This window comes from Dactylosporangium sp. NPDC050588, assembly GCF_040654975.1.
Taxonomy (GTDB): Bacteria; Actinomycetota; Actinomycetes; order Mycobacteriales; family Micromonosporaceae; genus Dactylosporangium; species Dactylosporangium maewongense.
The window spans coordinates 85,403-108,478 of record NZ_JBFAJA010000020.1; the positions used below are offsets into that span (position 1 = coordinate 85,403).

Consider the following 23,076-nt stretch of genomic DNA (forward strand, 5'->3'; position numbering starts at 1 on the left):
AACTTTTTCAATCGTCCGTACGAATCTTGCCAACCTGGCTCGGGTCGGCAAACAATGGCGCAGTTCGATAGGTTGGTGTGTATGTGGCGGATCACCGTGGACCACACGTGCATCGGCTCGGGCAGCTGTCAGGGCATCGCCCCGGACCGCTTCGAGCTGGACGACGTCGAGGGCCGGGCCCACCCGGTCGACCAGGACGTGGCCCCCGACGACGAGGCCGTCCTCGACGCGATGGCCTCCTGCCCCATGGAGGCGATCAGCGTCGTCGACCTCACCACCGGCAGACCCGTCGAGATCTAGCGGTCGGTGAGGGCCGGCCCGGTTGGACACGGGGGCGGCGGAGGTTGAATGCTCGTCGGTGTGAGCAGGTCGACCGGTCAGCGTCTTCTCGGGCCCGATCTGGCGGGCCTGCTGGGCATCGCGGCGTTCCGCACCGGTGACTTCCCCCGGGGCCGTGACGTTCCTGTCCACCCCCGTGCACGAGCTGCGCGCGCAGGGCCGCATGAGCCTGCTCGCGGAGGCGCTCGCGATCCGGGCGTGGGCCGAGATCTGCCTGGGCACGTTCGACGCGGCGAGCTCGGCGGTCGAGGCGATGCGGCTCGCGGACGAGACGGGCCAGTCGCTGTGGGCCGCGACCGCCCGCATCGCCGTGGCCCTGATCGACGGCGTGGGCCGCGGCTGGGACACGCACCACGTCCTGCTCGCGGAGGCCGAGCACACGGCGCTGCGGACCCCGAACGCGGCGTCGTCGCTGCTCGCCGGCGTGCAGCTGGCCCGCGGAATCGCCGAGCTGGGCGCGAACCGGCCCGAGCCGGCGTACCGCGAGCTGCTGCGCGTGTTCCAGCCCGCGGATCAGGCCTTCCAGCGGGTGCAGCAGGTGTGGACGATCCCCGCGCCGGGCAGGCCGCTGTTCGAGGCGGCCACCGCGAACTTCGACCCGCACTCCCCGGCGAAGGTCGCCACCGACAACCAGACCCGCGGCCCGCTGCTGCTGATCGCCAGCGGCAAGGACCACACCGTCCCCGAGTCGGTGACCCGGGCGACCCTCAGGCAGTACCGCCACTCCGAGGCCGTCACCGACCTCGTCACGTTCCCGGACCGGGCGCACTCGCTGACCATCGACTCCGGCTGGCGCGAGGTGGCGGACACCTGCCTGACCTGGCTGAAGCAGCAGTCCCTGTGAACCTCGGCCGCACCGGCCGGCGAGCCGTCGCGACCGGAAGGGCCGTCTGAGGTTCGCTACGCCGAGCGGTGGAAGGCGGCGAGGATGGCGTCGGCGGCCTGGCCGGGGGTCATCGTGCCGGCGCGGACCTGGGCCTCCAGGTCGGGGGCGAGGGCCCGCACGTCGGTGTCGGCGCGCAGCCGGTCCAGGAGGGTCGCGCGGGCGGTCTCCCAGATCCACGCGACCCGCTGGGCCTCGCGGTGGCGGTCGAGGGCGCCTGAGGACGACAGGTGGTCGTGGTGGGCCTCGAGGCGGGACCAGAGGTCGGGCAGGCCGGCGCCGGTGAGGCCGCTGCAGGTGACGACCGGCACCTGCCAGTCGCGGGCGCCGGACGTGTGCAGCAGGCGCAGCGCGCCGGCGAGCTCGCGGGCGGCCTTGCGGGCGTCGGGCTCGTGCGGGCCGTCGGCCTTGTTGACGGCGATGACGTCGGCGAGCTCCAGGACGCCCTTCTTGATGCCTTGCAGCTGGTCGCCGGTACGGGCGAGCGCCAGCAACAGGAACGTGTCGACCATCCCTGCCACGGCGGTCTCGGACTGGCCGACGCCGACGGTCTCGACGAGGACGACGTCGTAGCCCGCCGCCTCGACGACGGTCATCGCCTCGCGGGTCGCGCGGGCCACGCCGCCGAGGGTGCCCGACGTGGGCGACGGCCGTACGAAGGCGGCGTCGTCGACGGCGAGGCGGGCCATCCGGGTCTTGTCGCCGAGGATGCTGCCGCCGGTGCGGGTCGAGGACGGGTCGACGGCGAGGACCGCGACCCGGTGCCCGGCACCGGTGAGGAACGTGCCGAGCGCGTCGATGAACGTGGACTTGCCGACGCCGGGGACGCCCGTGACGCCGACGCGGCGGGCCCGGCCCGCGTGCGGGGTCAGCGCGACGAGCAGCTCCTGCGCCTGGGCGCGGTGGTCGCGGCGGGTCGACTCCACGAGGGTGATCGCCCGCCCGATCGACGCGCGGTGCCCGGCGAGCACCCCCTCCAGGAGCGCGGTCACCGGCGCAGTTGCGCGAGCAGGTCCAGGGCCGCGGAGGCGATCACCGTGCCCGGCGGGAAGATCGCGGCGGCGCCGGCGGCGCGCAGCTCGTCGAAGTCCTGCTGGGGGATGACGCCGCCGACGATGACGAGGATGTCGTCGCGGCCGAGGGCGGCGAGGGCGTCGCGCAGCGCGGGGACGAGGGTGAGGTGCCCGGCGGCGAGGGAGTTGACGCCGACGATGTGCACGTCGGCCTCGACCGCCTGGCGGGCCACCTCGTCCGGCGTCTGGAAGAGCGGGCCGACGTCGACGTCGAAGCCGAGGTCGGCGAACGCGGTCGCGACGACCTTCTGGCCGCGGTCGTGGCCGTCCTGGCCCATCTTCGCGACGAGGATGCGGGGGCGGCGCCCCTCCTCCTCGGCGAACTCGGCGGTGGCGGCGCGGACCCGGTCGATGAGCTCGTCGTTGCCGGCTTCGTCGCGGTACACCCCGGAGATGGTACGGATCTGCGCCGTGTGCCGCCCGAACACCTTCTCCAGGGCGTCGGAGATCTCCCCGACGGTGGCGTGCGCGCGGGCCGCCGCGACCGACAGCTCCAGCAGGTTGCCGTCCGACGCGGCGCCGGCCGACAACGCGTCCAGGGCGGCCTGCGTCGCGGCGGAGTCGCGGGAAGCGCGCAGCCGCGCGAGCTTCGCCAGCTGCTGGGCGCGGACGGAGGAGTTGTCGACCTTCAGGACCTCGATCGGCTCGTCGGCGTCGGGCCGGTACTTGTTGACCCCGATCACCGGCTGCCGGCCGGAGTCGATGCGGGCCTGGGTGCGGGCCGCCGCCTCCTCGATGCGCAGCTTCGGGATGCCCTCGTCGATGGCGCGGGCCATGCCGCCGGCCGCCTCGACCTCCTGGATGTGCTGCCAGGCGCGGGCCGCGAGGTCGTGGGTGAGGCGCTCCACGTATGCGCTGCCGCCCCACGGGTCGATGACCCTGGTCGTGCCGGACTCCTGCTGCAGCAGCAGCTGCGTGTTGCGGGCGATGCGGGCGGAGAAGTCGGTCGGCAGCGCCAGGGCCTCGTCGAGGGCGTTGGTGTGCAGCGACTGGGTGTGGCCCTGGGTGGCGGCCATCGCCTCGACGCAGGTGCGGACCACGTTGTTGAACACGTCCTGCGCGGTCAGCGACCAGCCGGACGTCTGGCAGTGCGTGCGCAGGCTCAGCGACTTGGGGTTCTTCGCGCCGAACTCGCGCACCAGCTTCGCCCACAGCAGCCGGCCGGCGCGCAGCTTCGCGACCTCCATGAAGAAGTTCATGCCGATGGCCCAGAAAAACGACAGCCGCGGCGCGAACACGTCGACGTCGAGGCCGGCGTCGCGGCCTGCGCGCAGGTATTCGACGCCGTCGGCCAGGGTGTAGGCGAGCTCCAGGTCGGCGGTCGCCCCGGCCTCCTGGATGTGGTAGCCGGAGATGGAGATCGAGTTGAACTTCGGCATCTTCTCCGAGGTGTACCGGAAGATGTCGCTGATGATCCGCATCGACGGCGCGGGCGGGTAGATGTAGGTGTTGCGGACCATGAACTCTTTGAGGATGTCGTTCTGGATCGTGCCGGACAGCTGCTCCGGCGCGACGCCCTGCTCCTCGGCGGCGACGATGTAGAGGGCGAGCACGGGGAGCACCGCCCCGTTCATCGTCATCGACACGCTCATCTTGTCCAGCGGGATGCCGTCGAAGAGCTGCCGCATGTCGAGGATGGAGTCGATCGCGACGCCGGCCATGCCGACGTCGCCGGCGACCCGCGGGTGGTCGGAGTCGTAGCCGCGGTGGGTGGCGAGGTCGAAGGCGACGGACAGGCCCTTCTGCCCGCCGGCGAGGTTGCGCCGGTAGAAGGCGTTGGACTCCTCGGCGGTGGAGAACCCGGCGTACTGGCGGACCGTCCACGGCTGCGTGGTGTACATCGTCGGGTAGGGCCCGCGCAGGAACGGGGCGATCCCCGGGTACGTGTCGAGGAAGTCGAGTCCGTCGAGGTCGGGTGCGCCGTGCACGCCGGCGACGTCGATGCCCTCCGGGGTCGGCCACGCCTCGGCGGGCTCCGGCGGGGTGGCGTCGACGCGGGGGGTGCCGAGGGCGACCTCGGTGAAGTCGGGGATCACGGCGCCACCAGTCCCAGGTCCAGATGTGTGCGGCGGAGCACGGCGAGTGCGTCGCAGCCGGTGTACAGGTAGTCGTCGACGTGCTCGTAGCCGGCAGGTCTCCCCGCCAGCCAGACGGTCTTGACGCCCTCGGCCTTCAACCGGCGGGCGGTGTCCTCGGCCTCCTCGGCGTAGGAACGGTCGGAGCCGCAGATGCACGCCACGGCCGGAGACGGTCCATTGTGGACTGTCCGGATGCCGCCGGCGGCGAACAGGTTGGCCGCGAACGACGCCCGCGCGGTGTGCGCCGCGACCGGGCCGAGCGTGACCAGGCTGACGACCTGGTCCGAGCCGTCGGCGGCGTCGCGCAGGGACTCGAACGCCTCGGCGTACCGGTGCCGTGGCAGCCCACCCGAGGGCGCCTGCGGCGCGGGGGAGCGGACCGGCCGCCGCTCCTCCAGGGACGCGAACTCGCTGACGCCGGTGATCGGGTCGAGGCGGTGCGCGATCCGGTCGGCGCGGCGCTGCCAGGTCGCGGCGACCCGGTCGGCGACGAGCCCGCCGCCGAGCGCGGCGCCCATCCCGCCGGCCCGCTCCACCTCGACGAACACGTCCCAGGCGGCGTGCGCGAGCGCGTCGGTCAGCGACTCCACGAACCACGAGCCGCCGGCCGGGTCGAGGACCCGCGCCACGTGCGCCTCCTCGACCAGCAGCGTCGAGGTGTTGCGCGCGATCCGCCGGGCGAAGCCGTCGGGCAGCCCGAGCCGCGCGTCGAACGGCAGCACCGTCACCGCGTCGGCGCCGCCGACCCCGGCGGCGAAGCAGGCGACGGTGGTGCGCAGCAGGTTCACCCACGGGTCGCGGGCCGTCATCATCGCCGCGCTCGTCACCGCGTGCTGCACCTGCGCGCCGAGGTGCGGCACGTCGCAGACGGTCGCGATCCTCGACCAGATCCGCCGCGCCGCCCGCAGCTTCGCGATCGTCGCGAACTGGTCCTGGCCGGCCGCGTAGCGGAACTCCAGCTGGCGCAGCGCCATGCCGGCGCTCATCCCCGCCTCGACGAACGCCCGCAGGTACGCGACCCCGGTCGCGGCGGCGAAGCCGAGCTCCTCGGCGTCGCTGCCGCCGGCCTCGTGGTAGGGGGTCGCGTCGACCGTCGCCACCGGCACGTGCCGTGGGGCCTGCTTCGCGAGCCGGCCCAGCATGCCGAGGTCGGCGGGCTCCCCGGTCTTCGCCTGCCACCCGAGCGGGTCGGCGCCGAGGTTGCCGCGCTTGTCGTCACCCGGCAGCCCGAGAAACACGCGCGCGGCGTCCTCCGTCGCGGCGCCGCAGTCGAGCACGACGGGGGCGAGGTCGAGGTACACGCCGTCGAGGACGTCGGGGATGCTGCCGGGCGCGATCCCGTCGAGCCAGATCGAGGTCGCCCCGTTCTCCAGGTCGGCGAGGATCGCCTCGCGGGTCGCCTTCGCGTCGGGGTCCGTGTGCCGTTGCCGCACGTCCCACGGCCGCGGCTGCGCGCTGCCGCCGCGGATGAACGGCGCCTGACCCGGCCACCCGGCCGCCGGCAACCCGGCCGCGTCGGCGGCGGTGTACAGCGGCGCCACCGCGATCCCGTCATAGGTGGCGCTGCCCAGCAGCTCCGCGACCGCCTCCGGCGGCGTGCCGTCGTCGGCGGCTCCGGTCTTGCGCAGCACCGCCAGGGCCAGCCGCTGCCACTGCTCCAGGTCACCGTCGGCGAAGTCGGCGCCGAGGCGCACAGCCTCACTCATGACCGGATGTTAAGGGCCCGCGACGGCGACCCCGCAGCCGTTGTGAAATGGTCCACCCGTCGAATATCTCATCGTTTCGTCCCCTTCGCCGCTCCGACAAACCCCAGAAATGTGAAGCGCGGTGGACCGGACCACGCCTGGTCGCGCCGCGGGTGACCGCCCCGGTGGCTGGGGCGGTCACCCTGTGTGGCCCGGTGGGGCGTGGGTCAGGAGAAGTAGCGCAACCAGACGTAACCCCAGGCGATGACGGTGGTCATCACGGTGGTGACGATGCCGTAGCGGGTGAACTGCCAGAAGCTGATCGGCTCGCCGGAGCGGGCGGCGATGCCCAGCACGACGACGTTGGCGCTGGCGGCGACGGCGGTGCCGTTGCCACCGAAGTCGGCGCCGAGGGCGAACGCCCACCACAGCGACTGGCCGGTGGCCGGGTCGGGGGTGGTCGCCACGATGTCCTCCACGATCGGGGCCATCGTCGCCACGTACGGGATGTTGTCGAAGAACGCGCCGAGCACGGCGGATCCGAACAGCAGCCCGGTCGCGGCGAGGAACCAGTCGTCGCCGACCTGGCCGGTCGCCCAGGTGCCGATGCGGTGGATGACGCCGGTCTCGACGAGGCCGCCGACCATCACGAACAGGCCCATGAAGAACACCAGCGTCGACCACTCCACCTCCTCCAGGTAGGCGGCGGTGGGGACCTGGGACACGAGCACCATCAACCCGGCGCCGAGCAGCGCGATGATGGCCGGCTCGACGTGGATGACGGCGTGCAGCGCGAAGCCGGTGACGACCAGCCCGAGGACCGCCAGGCACCGGATCAGCAGCCGCCGGTCGGTGATCGACGCGCGCTCGTCCATGGCCATGACCTCGGCGACCCGCTCCGGGTGGTATTCGAAGCGCTTGCGGAACATGACCCACGCCAGCAGCACGAACAGCACGAACAGGACGACGACGATCGGTGCCATGTGCACGACGAAGTCGTTGAACGTCAGGCCGGCGCGGCTGCCGATGATGATGTTCGGCGGGTCGCCGATGAGGGTGGCGGCGCCGCCGATGTTGGAGGCGAGGGCCTCCGCGATCAGGTACGGCGCGGCCGGGATGCCCAGCTTGCGGCACACCAGCACGGTCACCGGCGCGACCAGCATGATCGTGGTGACGTTGTCGAGGAACGGCGACGCGACCGCGGTGATGACCATGAGCATCACGAGGAGTTTGTACGGCCGGCCGCCGGAGCGCTTCGCCGCCCAGATGGCGAGGAACTCGAAGACGCCGGTCTGCTTGATGACCCCGACGATGATCATCATGCCGAGCAGCAGGAAGATGACGTTCCAGTCGATGCCGGCGTGCTCGGAGAAGAACACGTCCTTGCCGGGCACCAGGCCCAGCAGGGCCATCATGCCGGCGGCGAACAGGGCGACGGCGACCCGGTGGACCTTTTCGGTGGCGATGAGGGCGAACGCGACCGTGAAGATGACGATCGCGGCGATGGCGCTCACCGGCGGCCCGGCGGGCCGTGCGGCGTGACGAGCTGACGCGGGCGTTGCGGTATGCGGTACATGACGGAAACCTCCAGAAGGACAACGCGACGAAACCGTCGACCCCGGCGGGGTCACGGCTGTGGAAGACGTCGAACCTCAGGAAGTGGGCGGGCCCCGGCAGCCCGGGGTGGCCCCGCATCGTCCACTGTGGACGTGGGTCGGGCCGGCCGCCGCGGACCAGCGGGCCGCCGGCGGTGTGACGTCGACGGTGGCGGGCAGCACCACGAGCCAGTGCGCCCCGTCGGTGCCGGCGTCGCCGGTGCGGGGGAGCTTGCGCCCCTGGGGCGCCTCCGCGCCCGGTGCCGCCGACGCGACGCTCGCCGTCCGCGCGACCTGGAACGTGTCGCCGGGCAGCGTGTGGTGGGCCTGGGTCAGGCCGAGCAGCATGGCGCAGATGCTCAGCGCGAGGCTGACCGCGGTCGTGCGCAGTGCGGTCCTCACGCCTCACCCCCACCCGCTCGACGAATCCGCAAGGCTACCAGCTGTCCGGCACCCGTCAGTGTGGAAAGGGTCGCGCCGGCCGCGGCGTGATGCCGGCGCGGAACCGCCCGATGCGGGCCACCACCTGCTCCATGCCGACCGTGTCCTCGAGCGTGTCCAGGTACAGCACCCGGCTCGCCAGGCCGTCGACGGTGAAGCTGAAGTAGATGGTCATCAGCGGGTTCACGAACAGGGTGCTGCCGCCCGTGCGGCTGGTGAACCGCACGTCGCCGGACTCGCCCCGGCTCGCCGCCGCGATCTGCCCGTTGACGATGCTCGGCCGCAGCGGCGTCGCGGCCTGCGCGTGCGCGACGGCGTCCCGGTAGAGGACCGCCTCCCGGCTCGCCGACGGGATCGACAGCGCGCCGAGGTAGGCGCCGTCACGGTCGAGCGCGGCGATGTTCTCCAGCACCTGGGTGTGCCGGACGCCGTGGTACGCGTCGATCCCGAACCCCACGCACGTCACCAGCCTCACCGGCACGTCGAGGCCCGCGACCGCGGCGAGGCTCGTCATGTCCTCCGCCGGGGTGCCGAGCCCGGCCTCGTCGCCGCGCATGAGGATGTCGGTGCCGCCGTCGACGAGCACGACCGCGTCGAGGCCGAGCTGGTCGGCGAGCGTCGCGTAGGCCTCCCGCAGCGGTCGCACCCCGGTGCGCGGGAACGCGTACACGAGGTCCGGCTCCCGCTGCCCCCGCAGCCACCGCGCGAGCGCCCGCTCCGGGAAGTAGTCCTCGAGCCCTTCCGTCCGCGCCGTCACCAGCGCGACGCCGGGCGCGAGCCACACGTCGAGGTCGAGCACCTCCAGGGCCGCGAACGACAGGTTCGCCAGGTGCACGACCTTGCCCTGCGCGCGCAGCGCGAGGGCGAGGGGCAGCCCGGCGTACACGTCGAAGCCGCCGCCCGCCCCGGCGACCAGGACGCTGCGCGCCCCGGCGAGCGCCGCGAACAACGGCGGCACGGCCAGGTTCATGACCGGCTCTGGTGCGCTCACGACAGGCTCTGGTGCCAGGCGGCGTAGACGCGCTTCGGGACCACCATCCGCCACGCGTCGACGATCAGGTCGCGCAGCTCCTCGCCGCCGAGCTCGGCGAGGTGGCCGCAGACCCAGTTGAACCGCAGGTCCGACAGCGGTGGCAGGAAGAACCGGCCGGGGTCGGTCGCCACGAGGGCGTCGCGCTCCTCCTTCGGGAACGCGAACCCCAGCGTCGTCTCGTCCTGCGACAGCGCCAGGTAGACGATGCTGCCCACCCGGAACTTGACCCGGTCGCGGATCAGGTGCTCCGTCGTCCGCGGCAGGCTCAGCGCCACCGCGCGTATCTCGTCGACGCTCCCCATCGGCTCATCCTGGCATGCCGGACCCGCCCCGCAGGGCCCCTGCGAGCGGCGGGCAAACCCGCCCTGTTACCCGTCCTGGCGCGCCGCTCACATCACCCCCGAGGCGTATGCCATCAAAGCCCCGCAAAACGGGCGGAGTTTCGTCCGATCGGGTGACCTTGACGTCACCCCGGGCGGCGCCCGTCGTTGCTGGGGGCAGCTAGGACCCCCTGCCGAGCGAGCGAACGGACCGACGCGATGAAACCGGGTATCGGTGGCGCGCACAGATCACGAGGCCGGATGCTCATGGCCTCGGCACCGCTCACGTTGACCGTCGCGGCGGCCGTCCTCGTCGGCGGGCCGCCGCTCGGGCTGCCGGCCGAGGTCGCCGTCCTCGTCGCCGCCGCGGCCGCGGTGACGCTGCACGCCGCCTGGCTGCTGCGCCTCGCGATCGGCGCCGGCCGGCAGCACTCGCACGCGGACGAGGCCGTCGGCGCCGCGCCGAAGGCGCTGCCGCGCGGCACCGTGTTCGGTCTCGTGGCGCTCGCTCTGGGAGTCTTCGGCGCCGGGGTCTCCGCCGTGGCCGCGCCCGTCGCCGGGTACGTCGCGCCGGTCGCCGGGGCGGCGCTCGTGGCCGGCCTGCTGAAGCTGCCCGGGGTCACCGTCGACACGCCCGGCGCGTTCCGGCGGGCGCTCGACGGGATCTGCGTCGCACTGTGGAAGTTCCTGACCCTGCTCGTCCTCGTGCTCGAACAGCACGGCGACCCCAGCCCCACCGTCTTCACCACCTGCCTGCTCGCGATCGTCGGCATCACGGTCGCGGTCGTCAGCGGCGTCCGGGCGCCGTTCCCGCGCTGGGCCGCCGTCACCGCCGCCGGGGGCGTCGCGCTCCTGGTCCTCGGCCTGGCGGTGCTGCCGCTGCGGCCCGCCGGCGGCGGCACCTGGCTGCTCGTCGCGGGCGGCCTGCTCGTCCTCGGGTCGGTGCTGGTCTGGGCCGGGGCGTGCCGGTCGGTGTACGCCGACCGCCGGCCCGGCCGGCCCGCCACCGACGGCACGCTGATCGGCGACCCGCTGCTCGTCGCGCCCGTCCTCGCCGGCGCCGCCGCGGTGCTGTACGCGCTCGTCAGCCGCGGGCAGCTCGGCACGCCCGCGATGGTCATCGGCACGCTCGCCGTGCTGGCCGTCGTGGTACGCGAGCTGCTCGAGGCGGTCGCGCTGCGACGGTACAGCGGCCAGCTCGACGCGCAGGAGGCGACCTTCCGCACGCTGGTCGCCGGATCCTCCGACGTCATCGTGGTGCTGGACCGGGACCTGTCGGTGCGGTGGCAGTCGGCGGCCGCGGCGCGCCGGTTCGGGCTGTCGGACCAGGACGTGGTCGGCCGGCCGTTCCTGCAGCTGGTGCACCCCGGCGACGCCGACGAACTGGCCCTGGACCGGACGTCGCCGCAGCCGGTGCGGGCCAGGATCCAGGACGGGTTCGGGGCGTGGCGGCCGGTCGAGGTCGGCGTCACCGACGAACGCGGCAACCCCGAGGTCGACGGCGTCGTCGTGCACCTGCGGGACGTCACCGCCGAACAGGACCTGGAGCGCAGCCTGCGGCGCACGCAGCGGACCGACCCGCTGACCGGCCTGGCCAACCGCGAGACGCTGCTGGCCCACCTCGAGGACAAGACCGGCCACCTGATGATGATCGGCCTGGACGGCTTCGCGGGCGTCAACGACCTGCACGGCTCTGACGTCGGCGACGCGATGCTGGTCGAGGCCGCCGCCCGCATCCGCGCCGCGATCGGCAAGGGCGACGTCGCGGCGCGGCTCAACGGCGACGAGTTCGCGGTGTACACCGGCGCCGACAAGGTCCACGCGTTCACGCTCGCGACGCGGCTGCTCGGCGACCTCGGCGAGCCGTATCCGCTGCCCGGCGCCGACCTGCAGCTGTCCGCCGGGATCGGGCTCGCCCCGGCCGGCGGCGGCGCCGAGGAGTCGCTGCGCCGGGCCGGGCTGGCGCTGCGCCGGGCGAAACGCGGCGGGCGCGGCAAGGTCGAGTGGCACGACGCCGCCGTCGAGGACGCCTTCGTGCGGCGGGCCACGCTCGAGCAGCACCTGCCGCAGGCGGCGGAGCGCGGCGAGCTCGACCTGGCGTACCACCCGGTCTACGACCTCGTCGAAGGGCACCCGATCGGCGTGGAGGCGCTGCTGCGCTGGCGGCACCCCACCCTCGGCACGGTCCCGCCGCGGGAGACCCTGGAGGTGGCGCGGGAGCTCGGGATCACCGGCGAGATCCACGACTGGGTGCTCAACCAGGCGTGCCGGCAGCTGTCGTCGTGGCAGCACGAGGGGTACCAGCTGTGGATGTCGGTCAACGTGGCGATCGACGACCTCGTCGCCGAAGGGTTCGCCGGCCGGCTCAGCCTCGCCCTCGACAGCCACCAGATCGACCCGCCGGACCTGGTCGTGGAGCTGTCGGAGCGGGAGCTCGGGGTGGACCTCGACCGGGCCGTCGAGCCCCTGGCCACGGTGCGGGCCATCGGGGTGCGGACCGCGCTGGACGGCTTCGGCACGGGCGCCACGTCACTGGCGCACCTGCGGCGGCTGCCGACGGACGTGCTGAAGGTCGACGGCGCCCTCTTCGCGGCGCAGCCGGCCGGCGGCGGGGCCGCGGCGCCGATCATCGACGTCGTCGTGAACCTCGCCCAGCGGCTCAACGTGACGGTCGTCGCCCACGGTCTGGAGGCGGAGCGGCACCTGCAGGTCGTGCGGACCGCGGGCTGCCGCTACGGCCAGGGCCACTACTACGGCACGCCGGCACCGGCGGAACGCATCGAGGCCGCGCTGGTGCGGCAGCGAACCTGGTGACCACCACGGTCACGCCATGCGGCTGGTGACCGGCCGGTCCCGGTGCACGTGCAGCACGCTGAACGTGATCGGCTCGTCCGGCTTGCCCTGCCAGCCGACGGCGAGCCGATGCGTCTCGCGGGTCGACGGGAACAGCATCTTGCCGGTCGCGACGACGGGCAGCCCCAGCTTCGCCGGCTGCGCGCCGCGGTTCTTCAGGTTGCCGCCGACCACGTTGATCAGCTCACCCATCGCGTCGGTGACGTCCTGGTCCGTGACCTCGTCGGGCTCCATGGCGAGCATCAGGCCGGTGATGTCGTTCGCCGCCGCCGCCGGTACGAGCACCCGCACGTGACCCTCCCAGGCACCGGTGATCGAGACGGCGGCGGTGATCGGACGCATGTCCAGCACCGGCTCGTGATCGGTCGCCTGGGCGTCCGGCTGCTGCAGGTACGCGTCCCAGACCTCGTTGACGATCTCGACGAGATCCTTGTCGGCGAGGCCGGACTCGTTGAGCGAGGCGTCCACCATGCGCACTCCAGAGGTCATCGGAAGCTGTACCCGTCACCCGCATGGTGACAGCCGGAAGTAGCAGCCCCGAGGAAACGGGAAAATCACTCTGAAACGATCGCGGACGGTCGCGGGCCGGCGGCTGCTAGGTTGCGCGGGTGGAGTTCGACGAGTCACGCTGCATCGACCTCGCGGGGCGTATCAACCGCGGCGACATGATGATCGGCATCCTGCCGCTCACGGCGGCCGAGGAGGTCGTCGCGGGGCTCAGCGCCGCCGGCCGGTCGGGCAGCGCCCGCGCCTGGACCGAGCTCGGCCACTGCTACCTCGGCGTGAGCGGTGCCGTGCTCGCCCCCGCCTTCCCCTCCGGCGGGACCACGCTGGACCAGGCCCGCCAGTGCTACGGCGAGGCCGCCGCGCTCGGCGACCGCGACGGGGCGCTGCTCTTCGCCCGTGCGTGCGCCGACGGCCCGGCCGACGCGCAGCGGGCGGCCCGCGAGCACCTGCGCCCGCACGCCGCCACCGACCCCGCCGCGCGCTACCGGCTGGGCCTGCTGGAGCAGTGGCTCGGTGACCCGGCCGCCGCCGTGCCGCACCACGAGTGGGCCGCCGCGCAGGGCGACGCCGACGCCGCCTTCGAGCTGTACGTGCTGCACGCGACCGGCGAAGGCGTCCCCCGCGACGAGGACCTCGGCCGCCGCTGGCTGCTGCGCGCCGCCGACCTCGGCCAGCCACGGGCGCTGTACAACCTCGGCGCCGCCCACGCCACCGGTGACGGCTTCCCCGCCGACCTGACCCTCGCCGCCGCCTACTACCGCCGCGCCGCCGACGCCGGCAACCCCCGCGCCGCCGCCATGCTCGGCTACATGCACCTCACCGGCGAGGGCGTCCCCGAGGACGCCGCCACCGCCGCCCGCTGGTTCGACACCGCCGAGGACCTCGGCCACCCCGTGGACGACTGGCTCGACCACCTCGGCCTCGACCGCCCCCACTCGTGACATGACCGACCCTGCGCGCCCGGCTCCGACCTCGGCTTCGGTTGCGGCTTCGGCTTCGGTTGCGGCTTCGGTTGCGGCTTTGGGTTCGGCGCGGCGGCCGGCGGACGTCGTCGCCGCGGCGGGCCACCATCTGGGTGACCTGCTGGCCGGCACCGGTTTCGTCTGGTCGGCCCGCCGGCGCAACCTCACCCGTACCGTCGGAAGCGTCACGCACGAGGTCTCCTTCCAGCCGTCGTCGATGAACCGCGCGGCCGGCACCATCACCGTGCAGACGGTCCTGATCCTGCACGACGCGGCCGTGACCACCTGGCGGCGGGCCAACCCCGGCCGCTGCCTGCTCCCGGACCAGGGCAGCTGGGCGATCGGTCACCCGCTCGGGTACGCGGCCGGTCGCGCCAACGGCTACGTGTACGGCGACTTCCTCGACGGCGAGATCGACCTGACCGACCCCGCCCGCCGCCCCGCGGCACTCGCCACCTTCGCGGCCGTGGTGCGCGACGCGGTGCTGCCGTGGTTCGACGAGGCGGGCGACCCGGACCGGGCCGTGGTCACGGTGCCCGGCGACCGCACCAACTCGCCGTCGTCGCTGGTCGAGTGGCTGGCCGCCCGCGACCGGCCCGACCTCGTCGAGCCGTATCTGGAGCGCCGTCTACGGAGAAACCCCACCTGGGGCGACCGCCTCCGCCTGGGCCACGAGCTCGCCGCCGCGGGCCGGCACCCGTTCCCCACCCACGGCGGGGATCTCGCGGTCTGCCTGGGCTGGTCGGCGGCGCAGGCCGCCGGCTGACGGCGAGCGGGGCCTGGATCGACGCCCGGCTTCCGCCCGCAGCGGAATGGGGACACGGGGTGCGGCGGGTGGGGGCGAGGTCGCCTAGGGTCGGCGTATGGAGCACAGTTTGCGGTTCCGGCCCGAGTGGCGGCCCGACGAAGACCCGCAGCCGCCGCAGACGCAGCACGCGCCGTGGCTCGACGAGCAGCTGTTCGGTCGGCGCATGGTGTTTCTGCGCGGGGTGATCGAGCCCGAGATGGCGGGCAGGGCGGCGGCGACGCTCCTCGCACTCGACGCGATCGGCGCCGATCCGATCACGCTGCACCTGTCGGCGGAGGAGGGGCAGCTGGCGGCGGTGTTCACACTCGTCGACGCGCTCGACGCCGTGCACGCCCCGGTCCACGCGACCGCCGTCGGCCAGGTCGGCGGCGCCGCCCTCGGGGTGTTCTGCGCCGCGGCGACCCGCACGGCGTTCGCGCACGCCAGGTTCCGCCTGTCGGAGCCGAAGGTGACCAGCCCGGGCGGCACCGCCGACCAGGTCGTCGCCGAGGCCGGCCGCTACCTGCGCGACCTGGAGGACCTGGTCCTGCGCATCGCCGCCGCGACCGGCCAGCCCCGCTCCCGCATCGAGGACGACCTGTCCACCGGCCGCGTCCTGTCCGCCGAGGACGCCGTCGAGTACGGCCTGATCTCCTCCATCACCTCCCGCTGACCCACCCACCCCGCCAGCGCATTTTCACCTCAGCCACCCCGTCGCGAAGCACTCTCGGGTGACGCCAGTCCCGGCCTCTTCCGCCGCTGCTCCCGCGTAGCTGCTCCTGCGACAGACGTTGGTCAATGCCCAACTTTGCGGCTTATGGCTCATCGATGTTGTGCGATCCACCCCGGTTTCAGAGATCGAAATGTAGGTGGATTGCGCAACGTCGATCCCGCTGATGGCATTGATCAACGTCTGTGTGTGTAACGGAGTGCTCCTCGCTGCGCTGAGCCGCGGGCTGGGGTTTCGGGTGCGGGGACTGGGCCGTCGCTGGAACGGGCGTTCGCTCGGTCGATGGTTGCGTGCTGCCCGTCTAGCAGGTCCCGAGCGGCAGTCCCGCGTCGCAAGCCGTGGGTGGCTGATCCCGAGCGGCAGGTCCCGTGTGACTGGTCCCGTGTCACAGGGGCCGCGTGGCTGGTCCGCGTGCGAAGCGCGCGTGGCTGGTCCCGCGGTGCCCGCGACAGGCGTTGGTCAATGCCCGGCTTTGCGGCATTCGCGCGGGGGGGAGTGCGGCTACTGGGGGCGGCCGAGGCCGGCCTCGCGGGCGCGGACGATGGCCTCGGAGCGGTCGGCGACCTGGAGTTTGGCGAAGACGTTGGAGACGTTGTTGCGGACCGTCTTCTGGGACAGGTAGAGGGTCTGGGCGATCTGGGCGTTGGAGCGGCCCGCGGCGAGGAGTTCGAGGATCTCGCGCTCGCGGGCGGTGAGCTCGGGGAAGGCCGTCGTCGCGGTCGGGGGGCCGGCGGCGAAGAACTCGGCGATGCGGCGGGCGAGGGTGGCGCCGAAGACCGCGCCGCCGGAGGCGACCGTGTTGATGGCGCGGACGATCTCCTCCTGCTCGGCGCCCTTCACGAGGTACCCGCGGGCGCCGGCCCGGACGGCGCTGAAGACCGTGCCGTCGTCCTCGGACATGGTGAGCACGACGACGCCGACGGACGGGGCCTCGGCGGAGAGGCGGCGGGTGGCCTCGATGCCGTTCAGGTCGGGCATCTGTACGTCCATGACGACCACGTCGGGGAGCAGGTCGACGGCGAGGGCGACGGCCTCCGCGCCGGTGGCGGCGGTGCCGACGACGTCGATGCCGTCGACGGAGCCGAGGAGGACGGCGAGGCCGTCGCGGAAGATCGGGTGGTCGTCGGCGACCAGGACCCGGACCGGTTCATCGGCCATCGGCCACCTCCTGACGTGAAGATCCTAGGGGCAGTGTGGCGCGCACGGTCGTGCCGCCGTCCGGCGGGCACTCGATCTCGCAGTTGCCGCCGAGCTCCGAGGCGCGTTCCCGCAGCGAGATGAGCCCGACCCCGGACGGCGTGCCGGCGGCGATCCCGGCGCCGTCGTCGGTCACCGTCACCACCAACGTGTCCGAAGCAACGGAAAAATCAGCGGACACCGACGACGCCCGCGCGTGCTTCGACACGTTCGTCAAGGCCTCCGAGGCGATCCGGTAGGCGGCCACCTCCACCGCCGCGGGCAGCCCCGAGGGCAGGGCGCCCGCGACGCGGATCGCGAGGGCGGGCGTGCGGAGGCGGTCGGCGACCTGGTCGACGGCGCCGATCAGGCCCACGTCGTCGAGGGCCGGTGGGCGCAGGTCGTGCACGAGGCGTCGTACGTCGGCGAGCGCGGTCGACACGTCCTCCCGGGCCTGCCGCAGGATGTCGTCGGCCCTGGCCGGTGAGGACTTGAGCAGGTTGCGGGCGGTGTCGATGCGCAGCGCCACCCCGCCGAGCGCCGGGCCGAGCCCGTCGTGCAGGTCGCGGCGCACCCGGCGGCGCTCCTCTTCGCGGGCCCCGACCAGGCGTTCCCGGCTCAGCTGCAGCTCGGCGGCGAGGTGACTGGAGCGCGCCGCGGCCGCCGCCTGCCGGACCACGTCGGCGAGGAGCCGCTCGTCGCGCGGGGAGAGGTCGGTGCGGGGTCCGCCGGCGGGCAGGATCAGTCTGCCGACGGTTTCGCCACGGTACGTGATGGGCAGCGTCGAACAGTCCGGGACCGGCTGCCCGTGCTCGGCGAGCAGGGTCGAGTCGCCGCCGCGGTGGACCTCGACGGCGACGTAGGGGGCGTTGAACGCCTCGGCGACGCTGCGCGCGACGGCGAGCAGCTGGTCCTCGGGGCTGTCGGTGCGTTCGAGCTGCTCGGCGAGGCCGGAGACGACACGGTACGGGTCGTGCCGCCGCCCGAGCACCACGCGCTGGACCAGCTGCCAGAGGCGGTGGCGCAGCGGGCCGTACACGAGCATCACGACGAGCAGGCCGGCGAGGGCCGCACCCTGCTCGCCGAGGAGGGTCGTCGCCGCGGCGAGCAGGATCGCGTCGACGGCGACGACGAGCGTGGCAAGGGCGCCGTAGAGCACGGTGCCGCCGAGGAGCCGGTCGATGTCCACGAGACGCGGGCGCAGGATGCCGACCGTGATCGCGCCGCCGGTGACGATGATCGCCACGAACAGGCCGAGCGACAGCGCCGACTGGGGCAGCAGCAGCGCGGAGAGCATGACCAGCACGTCGACGACGCCGGCCCAGACCAGCCAGCGCATGCGGGTCTTGGCGAGGCCCTTCGCCTGCCGGTACCGGCGGAACACCACCGCGAAGGGCACCAGCAGGCTCAACGGCAGCGCCGCATAGCCGAGGCGGAGCAGGACGACCCAGACGCTGTCGGGCAGCGGGAGCGTGAGCAGGTCGATCGAGAGCTTCAGGTCCGAGGAGGGGTCGCCGCCGCCGCCCTGCGCCTCGGCGATGCGGGTCGGGACGAACAGCAGCGTGACCGGCAGGACCGCGGTGAACCCGAGGCTGACGAACGAGGCCCAGCGCCAGCGCCCCTCCGGCGGCCGGCCGTCCGGGTAGAAGATCAGCAGCAGCGGCAGCGAGAACAGCAGCGCCGCGCCGAGCCGCTGGTAGAGCCACCAGGAGATGGTGACGCCGGGCAGCCAGGGGTCGTGGGCGGTGGCGTACGCGACCCACGACGCGAACGTGCCGTCGCTGGACCAGTGCAGGCCGGTGACGCACAGGATCCAGGCGACCGCGTTGCGCGGGACCTTGCGGGCCAGCAGCGCGCCCGGCACGGCGAGGGCCAGTCCGGCGAGACCGGAGATCCAGCCCGCCTCGATGCCGTCGGTGGCGCGGCGCTCGGCGCCGATCGCGGCCTCCAGGACGATCGAGATGACCGTCGAGGCGAGCGCCAGCAGGACGAAGAGCCCGCCGGCGATGGTGGGGAGCCGCGTGCGCATGCGGCCATCGTGTCAGCCCGGCAGTCCCGCGGTCCCGGGGACCGCAGTCCCGTCCGGGCCGGGACACGGGAAGGGACGCCATCGGGGGCGCGCGGCCCTGCCGCCCGGGTCGCGGTGGGACGCAGGATTCTCGGCATACCCGGCGAGCCCCGCCGCCTCACATAAAGGAACCTGCCATGACGATCCGCACCGAGCCCGTCCCCGCCCGCACCGACGTCCCCACCGGCCAGCAGCCCCCCGCCGCCATCACCGCCGGTGGCGTCCGCAAGCTGGGCCTGGCCCTGACCGCCGGCACGGCGGCGTGGGCGGCCAGCATGTTCACCGTCGGCAACAACCCGACCGACTCCCTCGGCCTGACCGTCACCGACACCACCGGCGGGCTGTTCCAGCTGGGGCTGTTCGCGCTGCTCGCCGTCCAGGTCCGGACCCGCGCGACGGGCCTCACGAAGGTGGCCCGCGGCATGCTCGTGGTCGAGCACGTGCTGCTGGCGATCGCCACGCTGTGGAGCTTCCTGCACGCGATCCCCGCGCTGCGTGACTCGGCGTTCCTCGTCCCGATGGACATCTTCTGGCCGCTGTCGATGCTCGGCATGGCCGTCATCGGCGTGAAACTGGCGATCACCGGCCGGTGGAAGGGCGTCGTGCGGATCTGGCCGGTGGTCGCGGAGAGCTGGGCCGTCGTCACCGTCCCGGTCTTCGCCATCTTCGGCTCGCCGCTCGCGGACTACGTCGGCGGCGGCCACCTGCTCATCGGCTACATGACGCTCGGTGTCCTGCTGATGCTGCGCCCGCAGCTGACCGGCGCCCGCTGACCCCGCCACCCGGCCGCCGCACCGGGCGCTGCCGACCTCAAAGCCGCGCCGGAGCCGCTGACCCCGATTCCCCCTACCCGCGGAAGCCCTCGCCCGTCACGGCGAGGGCTTCTCGCATGACGTCGATCAGCGCGGCGCCCTCGGTGCGGTCCGGGTATGCCTGGACCGCGACCCGCACCGACGCCATGAACGCCGCCGCCATCAACCGGGCCCGGATCGGTGTCCCGACCCCGCGCGCCACCAGCTCCGCGGTGAGGCCGTCCTCCATCGACGTGTACGTGGTGACCTGCTGCGCCGCGAGCGCCGGGTGCCGCCGCACGAGCCGCACCTGCGCGATCCATCGCGGGTCGCGGGCGCCGAGCACCTGGAACACCTCCACCGCCGCGGCCGTCAGCACCTGCCACGGCGCCTCGCCGGCGGGCCGGGCCCGCACCGCGTCGATGAGCAGGCACATGCGGGCTTGGTCGCCGTAGAGGAACGCCTCCTCCTTGCTGGCGAAGTAGTTGGAGAACGTCCGCCTGGACACGTCGGCCGCGTCGGCGATCGCCTCGACGGTGACCCGGTCGAGGCCGTGCTCGATCGCCAGCCGGACGGCGGCCTCGTGCAGGGCCTGCCGGGTGGCGGTTTTCTTGCGTTCCCGCAGCCCGGTGCTCACGTTCCGAATGTTACCCACTTCTCACTGAGAAAACTTGCGCACTGGGCAATTTTTTCTGATGCTTGTAGAAGGCAAGTAATTGGGGAGGTGTCCATGCTGCGCGACGATCTGTACGAGCTGATGAAGGTCCTTCGCGTGCTCAAGCACCGCCGCCGGCATCCGGTCCTGCCGTCGGGCACGGTCGGGCTGCTGCAGGCGATCGACCGCTCGGACGGCGGCCGGCACCTGAAGGAGGTCGCCGCGCGGTGCGCCCTCGACCAGTCGACGACCAGCCGGGCGGTCAGCGCCGTCTCGCAGGCCGGCCTGGTCCGGCGCGTCCCCGACCCGCACGACGGGCGGGCCACCCTCCTCGAGCTCACGCCCGCCGGCCGGCAGACCCTCGCCGACGCGGTCGCCTGGTACGACGACCTGCTCGCCGGCGCACTGCGCGACTGGAGCCCAGAAGACCTCGAGCACTTCAGCGGCTACCTGCGCCGCTTCGCGAACGACCTGCACCTGGAGGCAACACGATGAGTCACGCCAAGCCGATGTCACATCGGCAGATTCTCGAAGCGTTGAGCGGGCTGCTGCTCGTGCTGTTCGTGGCGCTGGTGAGCTCCACCATCGTCTCCACCGCCCTGCCGAAGATCATCGGGGCGCTCAACGGCACCCAGGGCCAGTACACGTGGGTCGTCACCGCCACCCTGCTCACCGCGACCGCCTCCACCCCCATCTGGGGCAAGCTGTCCGACCTGTACAGCAAGAAGCTGCTCGTCCAGATCTCCATCGTCATCTTCGTCGTGGGCTCGATCCTGTCCGGCCTGTCGCAGAACGCCGGTGAGCTGATCGCCGCGCGCGCCTTCCAGGGCATCGGCGTGGGCGGCCTGCAGGCGCTCGTCCAGGTCGTCATCGCGGCGATGATCCCGCCGCGGGAGCGCGGACGGTACAACGGCTACCTCGGCGGCGTGATGGCCGTCGCGACCGTCGGCGGCCCGCTGCTCGGCGGCGTCATCGTGGACACGTCGTGGCTCGGCTGGCGCTGGTGCTTCTTCGTCGGCGTGCCGATCGCCGTGATCGCGCTGTTCGTGCTGCAGAAGACCCTGCACCTGGTCACGGTCAAGCGCCCCGTCAAGATCGACTACCTGGGCGCCTCGCTCATCGCCGCGGGCGTCAGCGTCCTGCTCATCTGGGTCTCGTTCGTCGACGGCTCGTTCGCGTGGCTGTCGTGGCAGACCTTCGCGATGGTCGGCGCCGGACTCGTCCTTCTCGCCGCCGCGGTACTGGTGGAGGCCCGCGCGGCCGAGCCGGTCGTGCCGCTGCAGATCGTCCGGCAGCGCACCACCGCCCTGTCGATCGTCGCGAGCCTCGCCGTCGGCATGGCCATGTTCGGCGGCGCCGTCTTCCTCGGCCAGTACTTCCAGATCGGCCGCGGCTACACCCCGACCGAGGCCGGCCTGCTCACCATCCCGATGATGGCCGGCGTCCTGGGCGCCTCGATCATCGTCGGCCGGCTGATCACCCGCTCGGGCAACATCAAGCCGTACATCGTGGCCGGCACCGTCATCCTCGTGCTCGGGTTCGCCGCCCTGGCCACCATCGACCACGAGACGTCGCTCGTCTTCGTCGGCGCGGCCATGCTGCTGGTCGGCGTCGGCGTCGGCTCCTCCATGCAGAACCTCGTCCTCGCCGTGCAGAACACCGTGCCCCTGAAGGACATCGGCGCGGCGAGCTCGACGATCGCCTTCTTTCGCTCGCTCGGCGGCACCATCGGCGTCTCCGTCCTCGGCGCCGTCCTCGCCCGCCGCGTCACCGACAACATCACGCACTCCCTGGCCGCGGCGGGTGTCCCCGCCGGCTCCGGCGGCGGCGCCAGCAACCTCAACCTCGGCGCCCTCCCGCCCGCCCTGCAGCACATCGTCCGGGCCGCTTACGGCGACGCGACCGGCCACATCTTCCTCATCTCGGCCGGCATCGCGCTCGTCGGCGTGGCCGCCGCGGCCCTGATGCGCCCGACCGCGCTGCGCACCACCCTGGACCTGGACACTCCCGCCCCCGCGACGTCGCCTTCGGAGAAGGTGACCGCCCCGACGCACTGACCCGTCCGCTCGACAACCCGGTGGATCGACGGATCCACCGGGTTGTCCGCGCTTCGCGCGTCAGTCCGCGGGCAGCCAGGGTTCGAGCACGGCGGGGTCGGCGACGGCGGCCCGCACCGTGGCGCGTTCCTCGGCGGTGAGCGGGAGGCTCCGCAGCTGGGCGCCCCACTCCGGGACGCGGCCGGGGTCGTCGAGGGCCGTCGCCAGCTCGATGAGCGAGGCCAGGGCGACCGCGCGTTCGAGGGCGGTGGCGCCGTCGGCGTGGCGGCGGAGGCCGGAGTTCAGGGCGCGGAACGCGGCCAGGTCGTCGTGCTTGAACTCGCGCAGGATGCGGGCGTTGTCGAGGACCTTGGCCAGGCCCTGCAGGTGCTTGGCGCCGCCGTACTCCACCTCGGCGGGCTCGTCGCGCTGGATGAAGACGATCGAGTTGCCGGACGGGTCCACGACCGTGAAGCGCGACGCGCCGGGCCGGAAGCGGGTGATCCGGGGCAGACCCTTCGCGAGGATCTTGCCGTACGAGCGCCGCATCGCCTCGGTGAACGCCGCGTGGTACGGCGCGACCAGGTCGACCATCACCAGGCAGCCGCCGATGTCCTCCCGTGCCGCGTCGATGCCGCCCGGCGGCTGCTTGTAGTGCAGCCCGACCCCGCGCCACTGGAAGGCCAGGTACAGGTAGGGCCGGCGCTGCTCGTACGTCACCGCGAACCCCAGCGATCGCCAGAACGCCACGGTCTCCTCGGGGGCCACGCACGGCAGCAGCGGCACGGTGGTCTCGTTCGGTTGCACCAGTTCCTCCAGCATGGTGCGGCAGTGTGCCAGAACCCGGACGGACTCGCACCTGCAAGAAACAATTGGTGAAATGCAAGAAAGTGACACCGGTAGGTTGATGCCATGGAGCCGGCGGCTCCCACCTCCACGCGACGTCAGCTGAAGAACGGGCCGATCCGGGGATGTGCGGGTGGCACGTTTCCGGGATTTTGGGTCTGGCGGACGCCCGTACCGTTAGGTCCAACAGCGCAACACCGAGATGACGCATCCGAGAG

Annotated in this window: 21 protein-coding genes; 9 read left to right on the plus strand and 12 right to left on the minus strand. The window is 73.0% G+C overall.

Annotated elements, in window-relative coordinates; translation table 11 throughout:
* Positions 1-81 precede the first annotated feature (81 nt).
* Positions 82-300, plus strand: a complete 219-nt coding sequence (locus tag AB0I21_RS16145; RefSeq protein WP_360561771.1) for a ferredoxin — start codon at positions 82-84, stop codon at positions 298-300.
* Positions 301-454: 154 nt separating this feature from the next.
* Complete coding sequence (locus AB0I21_RS16150) at positions 455-1,183, plus strand: hypothetical protein (protein WP_360561773.1); 729 nt, start codon at positions 455-457, stop codon at positions 1,181-1,183.
* Between the two features lie 56 nt (positions 1,184-1,239).
* Here the strand turns inward: AB0I21_RS16150 and meaB are convergent, their stop codons facing one another.
* The 7 genes from meaB to AB0I21_RS16185 all read right to left on the minus strand — a co-directional run bounded on the left by meaB (position 1,240) and on the right by AB0I21_RS16185 (position 9,429).
* Entirely contained in the window at positions 1,240-2,214 is a 975-nt protein-coding gene (gene meaB, locus AB0I21_RS16155) for a methylmalonyl Co-A mutase-associated GTPase MeaB (protein WP_360561775.1), read from the minus strand.
* Positions 2,211-4,331, minus strand: coding sequence for a methylmalonyl-CoA mutase (gene scpA, locus AB0I21_RS16160; RefSeq protein ID WP_360561777.1), 2,121 nt, complete (start codon positions 4,329-4,331; stop codon positions 2,211-2,213). The genes meaB and scpA overlap by 4 nt, the downstream gene beginning before the upstream one ends.
* Positions 4,328-6,079: a methylmalonyl-CoA mutase subunit beta gene (locus AB0I21_RS16165; protein WP_360561779.1), complete on the minus strand. Its 1,752-nt coding sequence runs from the start codon at positions 6,077-6,079 to the stop codon at positions 4,328-4,330. Before AB0I21_RS16165 ends, scpA begins: the two co-directional genes overlap by 4 nt.
* A gap of 206 nt (positions 6,080-6,285) precedes the next feature.
* Positions 6,286-7,572 carry an ArsB/NhaD family transporter gene (locus AB0I21_RS16170; RefSeq protein WP_354893363.1) on the minus strand — a complete coding sequence of 429 codons (1,287 nt, stop codon included), beginning with the start codon at positions 7,570-7,572 and terminating at the stop codon, positions 6,286-6,288.
* A gap of 138 nt (positions 7,573-7,710) precedes the next feature.
* Positions 7,711-8,055 (minus strand): hypothetical protein, encoded by a 345-nt coding sequence (locus AB0I21_RS16175; RefSeq protein WP_360561780.1) that lies wholly within the window; start codon positions 8,053-8,055, stop codon positions 7,711-7,713.
* A gap of 55 nt (positions 8,056-8,110) precedes the next feature.
* Positions 8,111-9,085 carry a DUF1152 domain-containing protein gene (locus AB0I21_RS16180; protein WP_360561781.1) on the minus strand — a complete coding sequence of 325 codons (975 nt, stop codon included), beginning with the start codon at positions 9,083-9,085 and terminating at the stop codon, positions 8,111-8,113.
* On the minus strand, positions 9,082-9,429 hold the full coding sequence (locus AB0I21_RS16185; protein ID WP_360561783.1) for an MmcQ/YjbR family DNA-binding protein: 348 nt from the start codon (positions 9,427-9,429) through the stop codon (positions 9,082-9,084). Before AB0I21_RS16185 ends, AB0I21_RS16180 begins: the two co-directional genes overlap by 4 nt.
* Before the next feature lie 279 nt (positions 9,430-9,708).
* Between AB0I21_RS16185 and AB0I21_RS16190 the strand changes: the two genes are divergently transcribed.
* Positions 9,709-12,261, plus strand: coding sequence for an EAL domain-containing protein (locus AB0I21_RS16190; protein WP_360561785.1), 2,553 nt, complete (start codon positions 9,709-9,711; stop codon positions 12,259-12,261).
* Positions 12,262-12,270: 9 nt separating this feature from the next.
* On the opposite strand, the gene AB0I21_RS16195 is transcribed toward AB0I21_RS16190, so the two are convergent.
* Entirely contained in the window at positions 12,271-12,771 is a 501-nt protein-coding gene (locus AB0I21_RS16195) for a chemotaxis protein CheX (RefSeq protein WP_360561786.1), read from the minus strand.
* A 137-nt stretch (positions 12,772-12,908) separates the two neighbouring features.
* On the opposite strand from AB0I21_RS16195, the gene AB0I21_RS16200 reads away from it, so the two are divergent.
* The 3 genes from AB0I21_RS16200 (at position 12,909) to AB0I21_RS16210 (ending at position 15,229) form a co-directional block, all read left to right on the plus strand.
* Positions 12,909-13,748 (plus strand): tetratricopeptide repeat protein, encoded by an 840-nt coding sequence (locus AB0I21_RS16200; protein WP_360561787.1) that lies wholly within the window; start codon positions 12,909-12,911, stop codon positions 13,746-13,748.
* Positions 13,749-13,827: 79 nt separating this feature from the next.
* On the plus strand, positions 13,828-14,535 hold the full coding sequence (locus AB0I21_RS16205; protein ID WP_360561789.1) for a hypothetical protein: 708 nt from the start codon (positions 13,828-13,830) through the stop codon (positions 14,533-14,535).
* A 97-nt stretch (positions 14,536-14,632) separates the two neighbouring features.
* Entirely contained in the window at positions 14,633-15,229 is a 597-nt protein-coding gene (locus tag AB0I21_RS16210; RefSeq protein WP_360561791.1) for an ATP-dependent Clp protease proteolytic subunit, read from the plus strand.
* 558 nt (positions 15,230-15,787) lie between these two features.
* Here the strand turns inward: AB0I21_RS16210 and AB0I21_RS16215 are convergent.
* Together AB0I21_RS16215 and AB0I21_RS16220 are read right to left on the minus strand one after the other, a co-directional pair.
* Positions 15,788-16,444, minus strand: a complete 657-nt coding sequence (locus AB0I21_RS16215; RefSeq protein WP_344502519.1) for a response regulator transcription factor — start codon at positions 16,442-16,444, stop codon at positions 15,788-15,790.
* The gene (locus AB0I21_RS16220) at positions 16,434-18,491 is read right to left on the minus strand and encodes a sensor histidine kinase (RefSeq protein WP_360561793.1); all 2,058 of its coding nucleotides are present in this window, start codon (positions 18,489-18,491) and stop codon (positions 16,434-16,436) included. The genes AB0I21_RS16215 and AB0I21_RS16220 overlap by 11 nt, the downstream gene beginning before the upstream one ends.
* 176 nt (positions 18,492-18,667) lie before the next feature.
* On the opposite strand from AB0I21_RS16220, the gene AB0I21_RS16225 reads away from it, so the two are divergent.
* On the plus strand, positions 18,668-19,303 hold the full coding sequence (locus tag AB0I21_RS16225; RefSeq protein WP_360561795.1) for a hypothetical protein: 636 nt from the start codon (positions 18,668-18,670) through the stop codon (positions 19,301-19,303).
* A gap of 73 nt (positions 19,304-19,376) precedes the next feature.
* On the opposite strand, the gene AB0I21_RS16230 is transcribed toward AB0I21_RS16225, so the two are convergent.
* Positions 19,377-19,958: a TetR family transcriptional regulator gene (locus tag AB0I21_RS16230; RefSeq protein WP_360561797.1), complete on the minus strand. Its 582-nt coding sequence runs from the start codon at positions 19,956-19,958 to the stop codon at positions 19,377-19,379.
* 93 nt (positions 19,959-20,051) lie between these two features.
* Here AB0I21_RS16230 and AB0I21_RS16235 point away from each other — a divergent pair, with 93 nt between their 5' ends.
* Positions 20,052-20,471 (plus strand): MarR family winged helix-turn-helix transcriptional regulator, encoded by a 420-nt coding sequence (locus AB0I21_RS16235; protein WP_360561799.1) that lies wholly within the window; start codon positions 20,052-20,054, stop codon positions 20,469-20,471.
* A gap of 14 nt (positions 20,472-20,485) precedes the next feature.
* Positions 20,486-22,033 (plus strand): MDR family MFS transporter, encoded by a 1,548-nt coding sequence (locus AB0I21_RS16240; RefSeq protein WP_360561800.1) that lies wholly within the window; start codon positions 20,486-20,488, stop codon positions 22,031-22,033.
* A gap of 60 nt (positions 22,034-22,093) precedes the next feature.
* On the opposite strand, the gene AB0I21_RS16245 is transcribed toward AB0I21_RS16240, so the two are convergent.
* The gene (locus tag AB0I21_RS16245; RefSeq protein ID WP_360561801.1) at positions 22,094-22,834 is read right to left on the minus strand and encodes a glyoxalase; all 741 of its coding nucleotides are present in this window, start codon (positions 22,832-22,834) and stop codon (positions 22,094-22,096) included.
* Between the last annotated feature and the right edge of the window lie 242 nt (positions 22,835-23,076).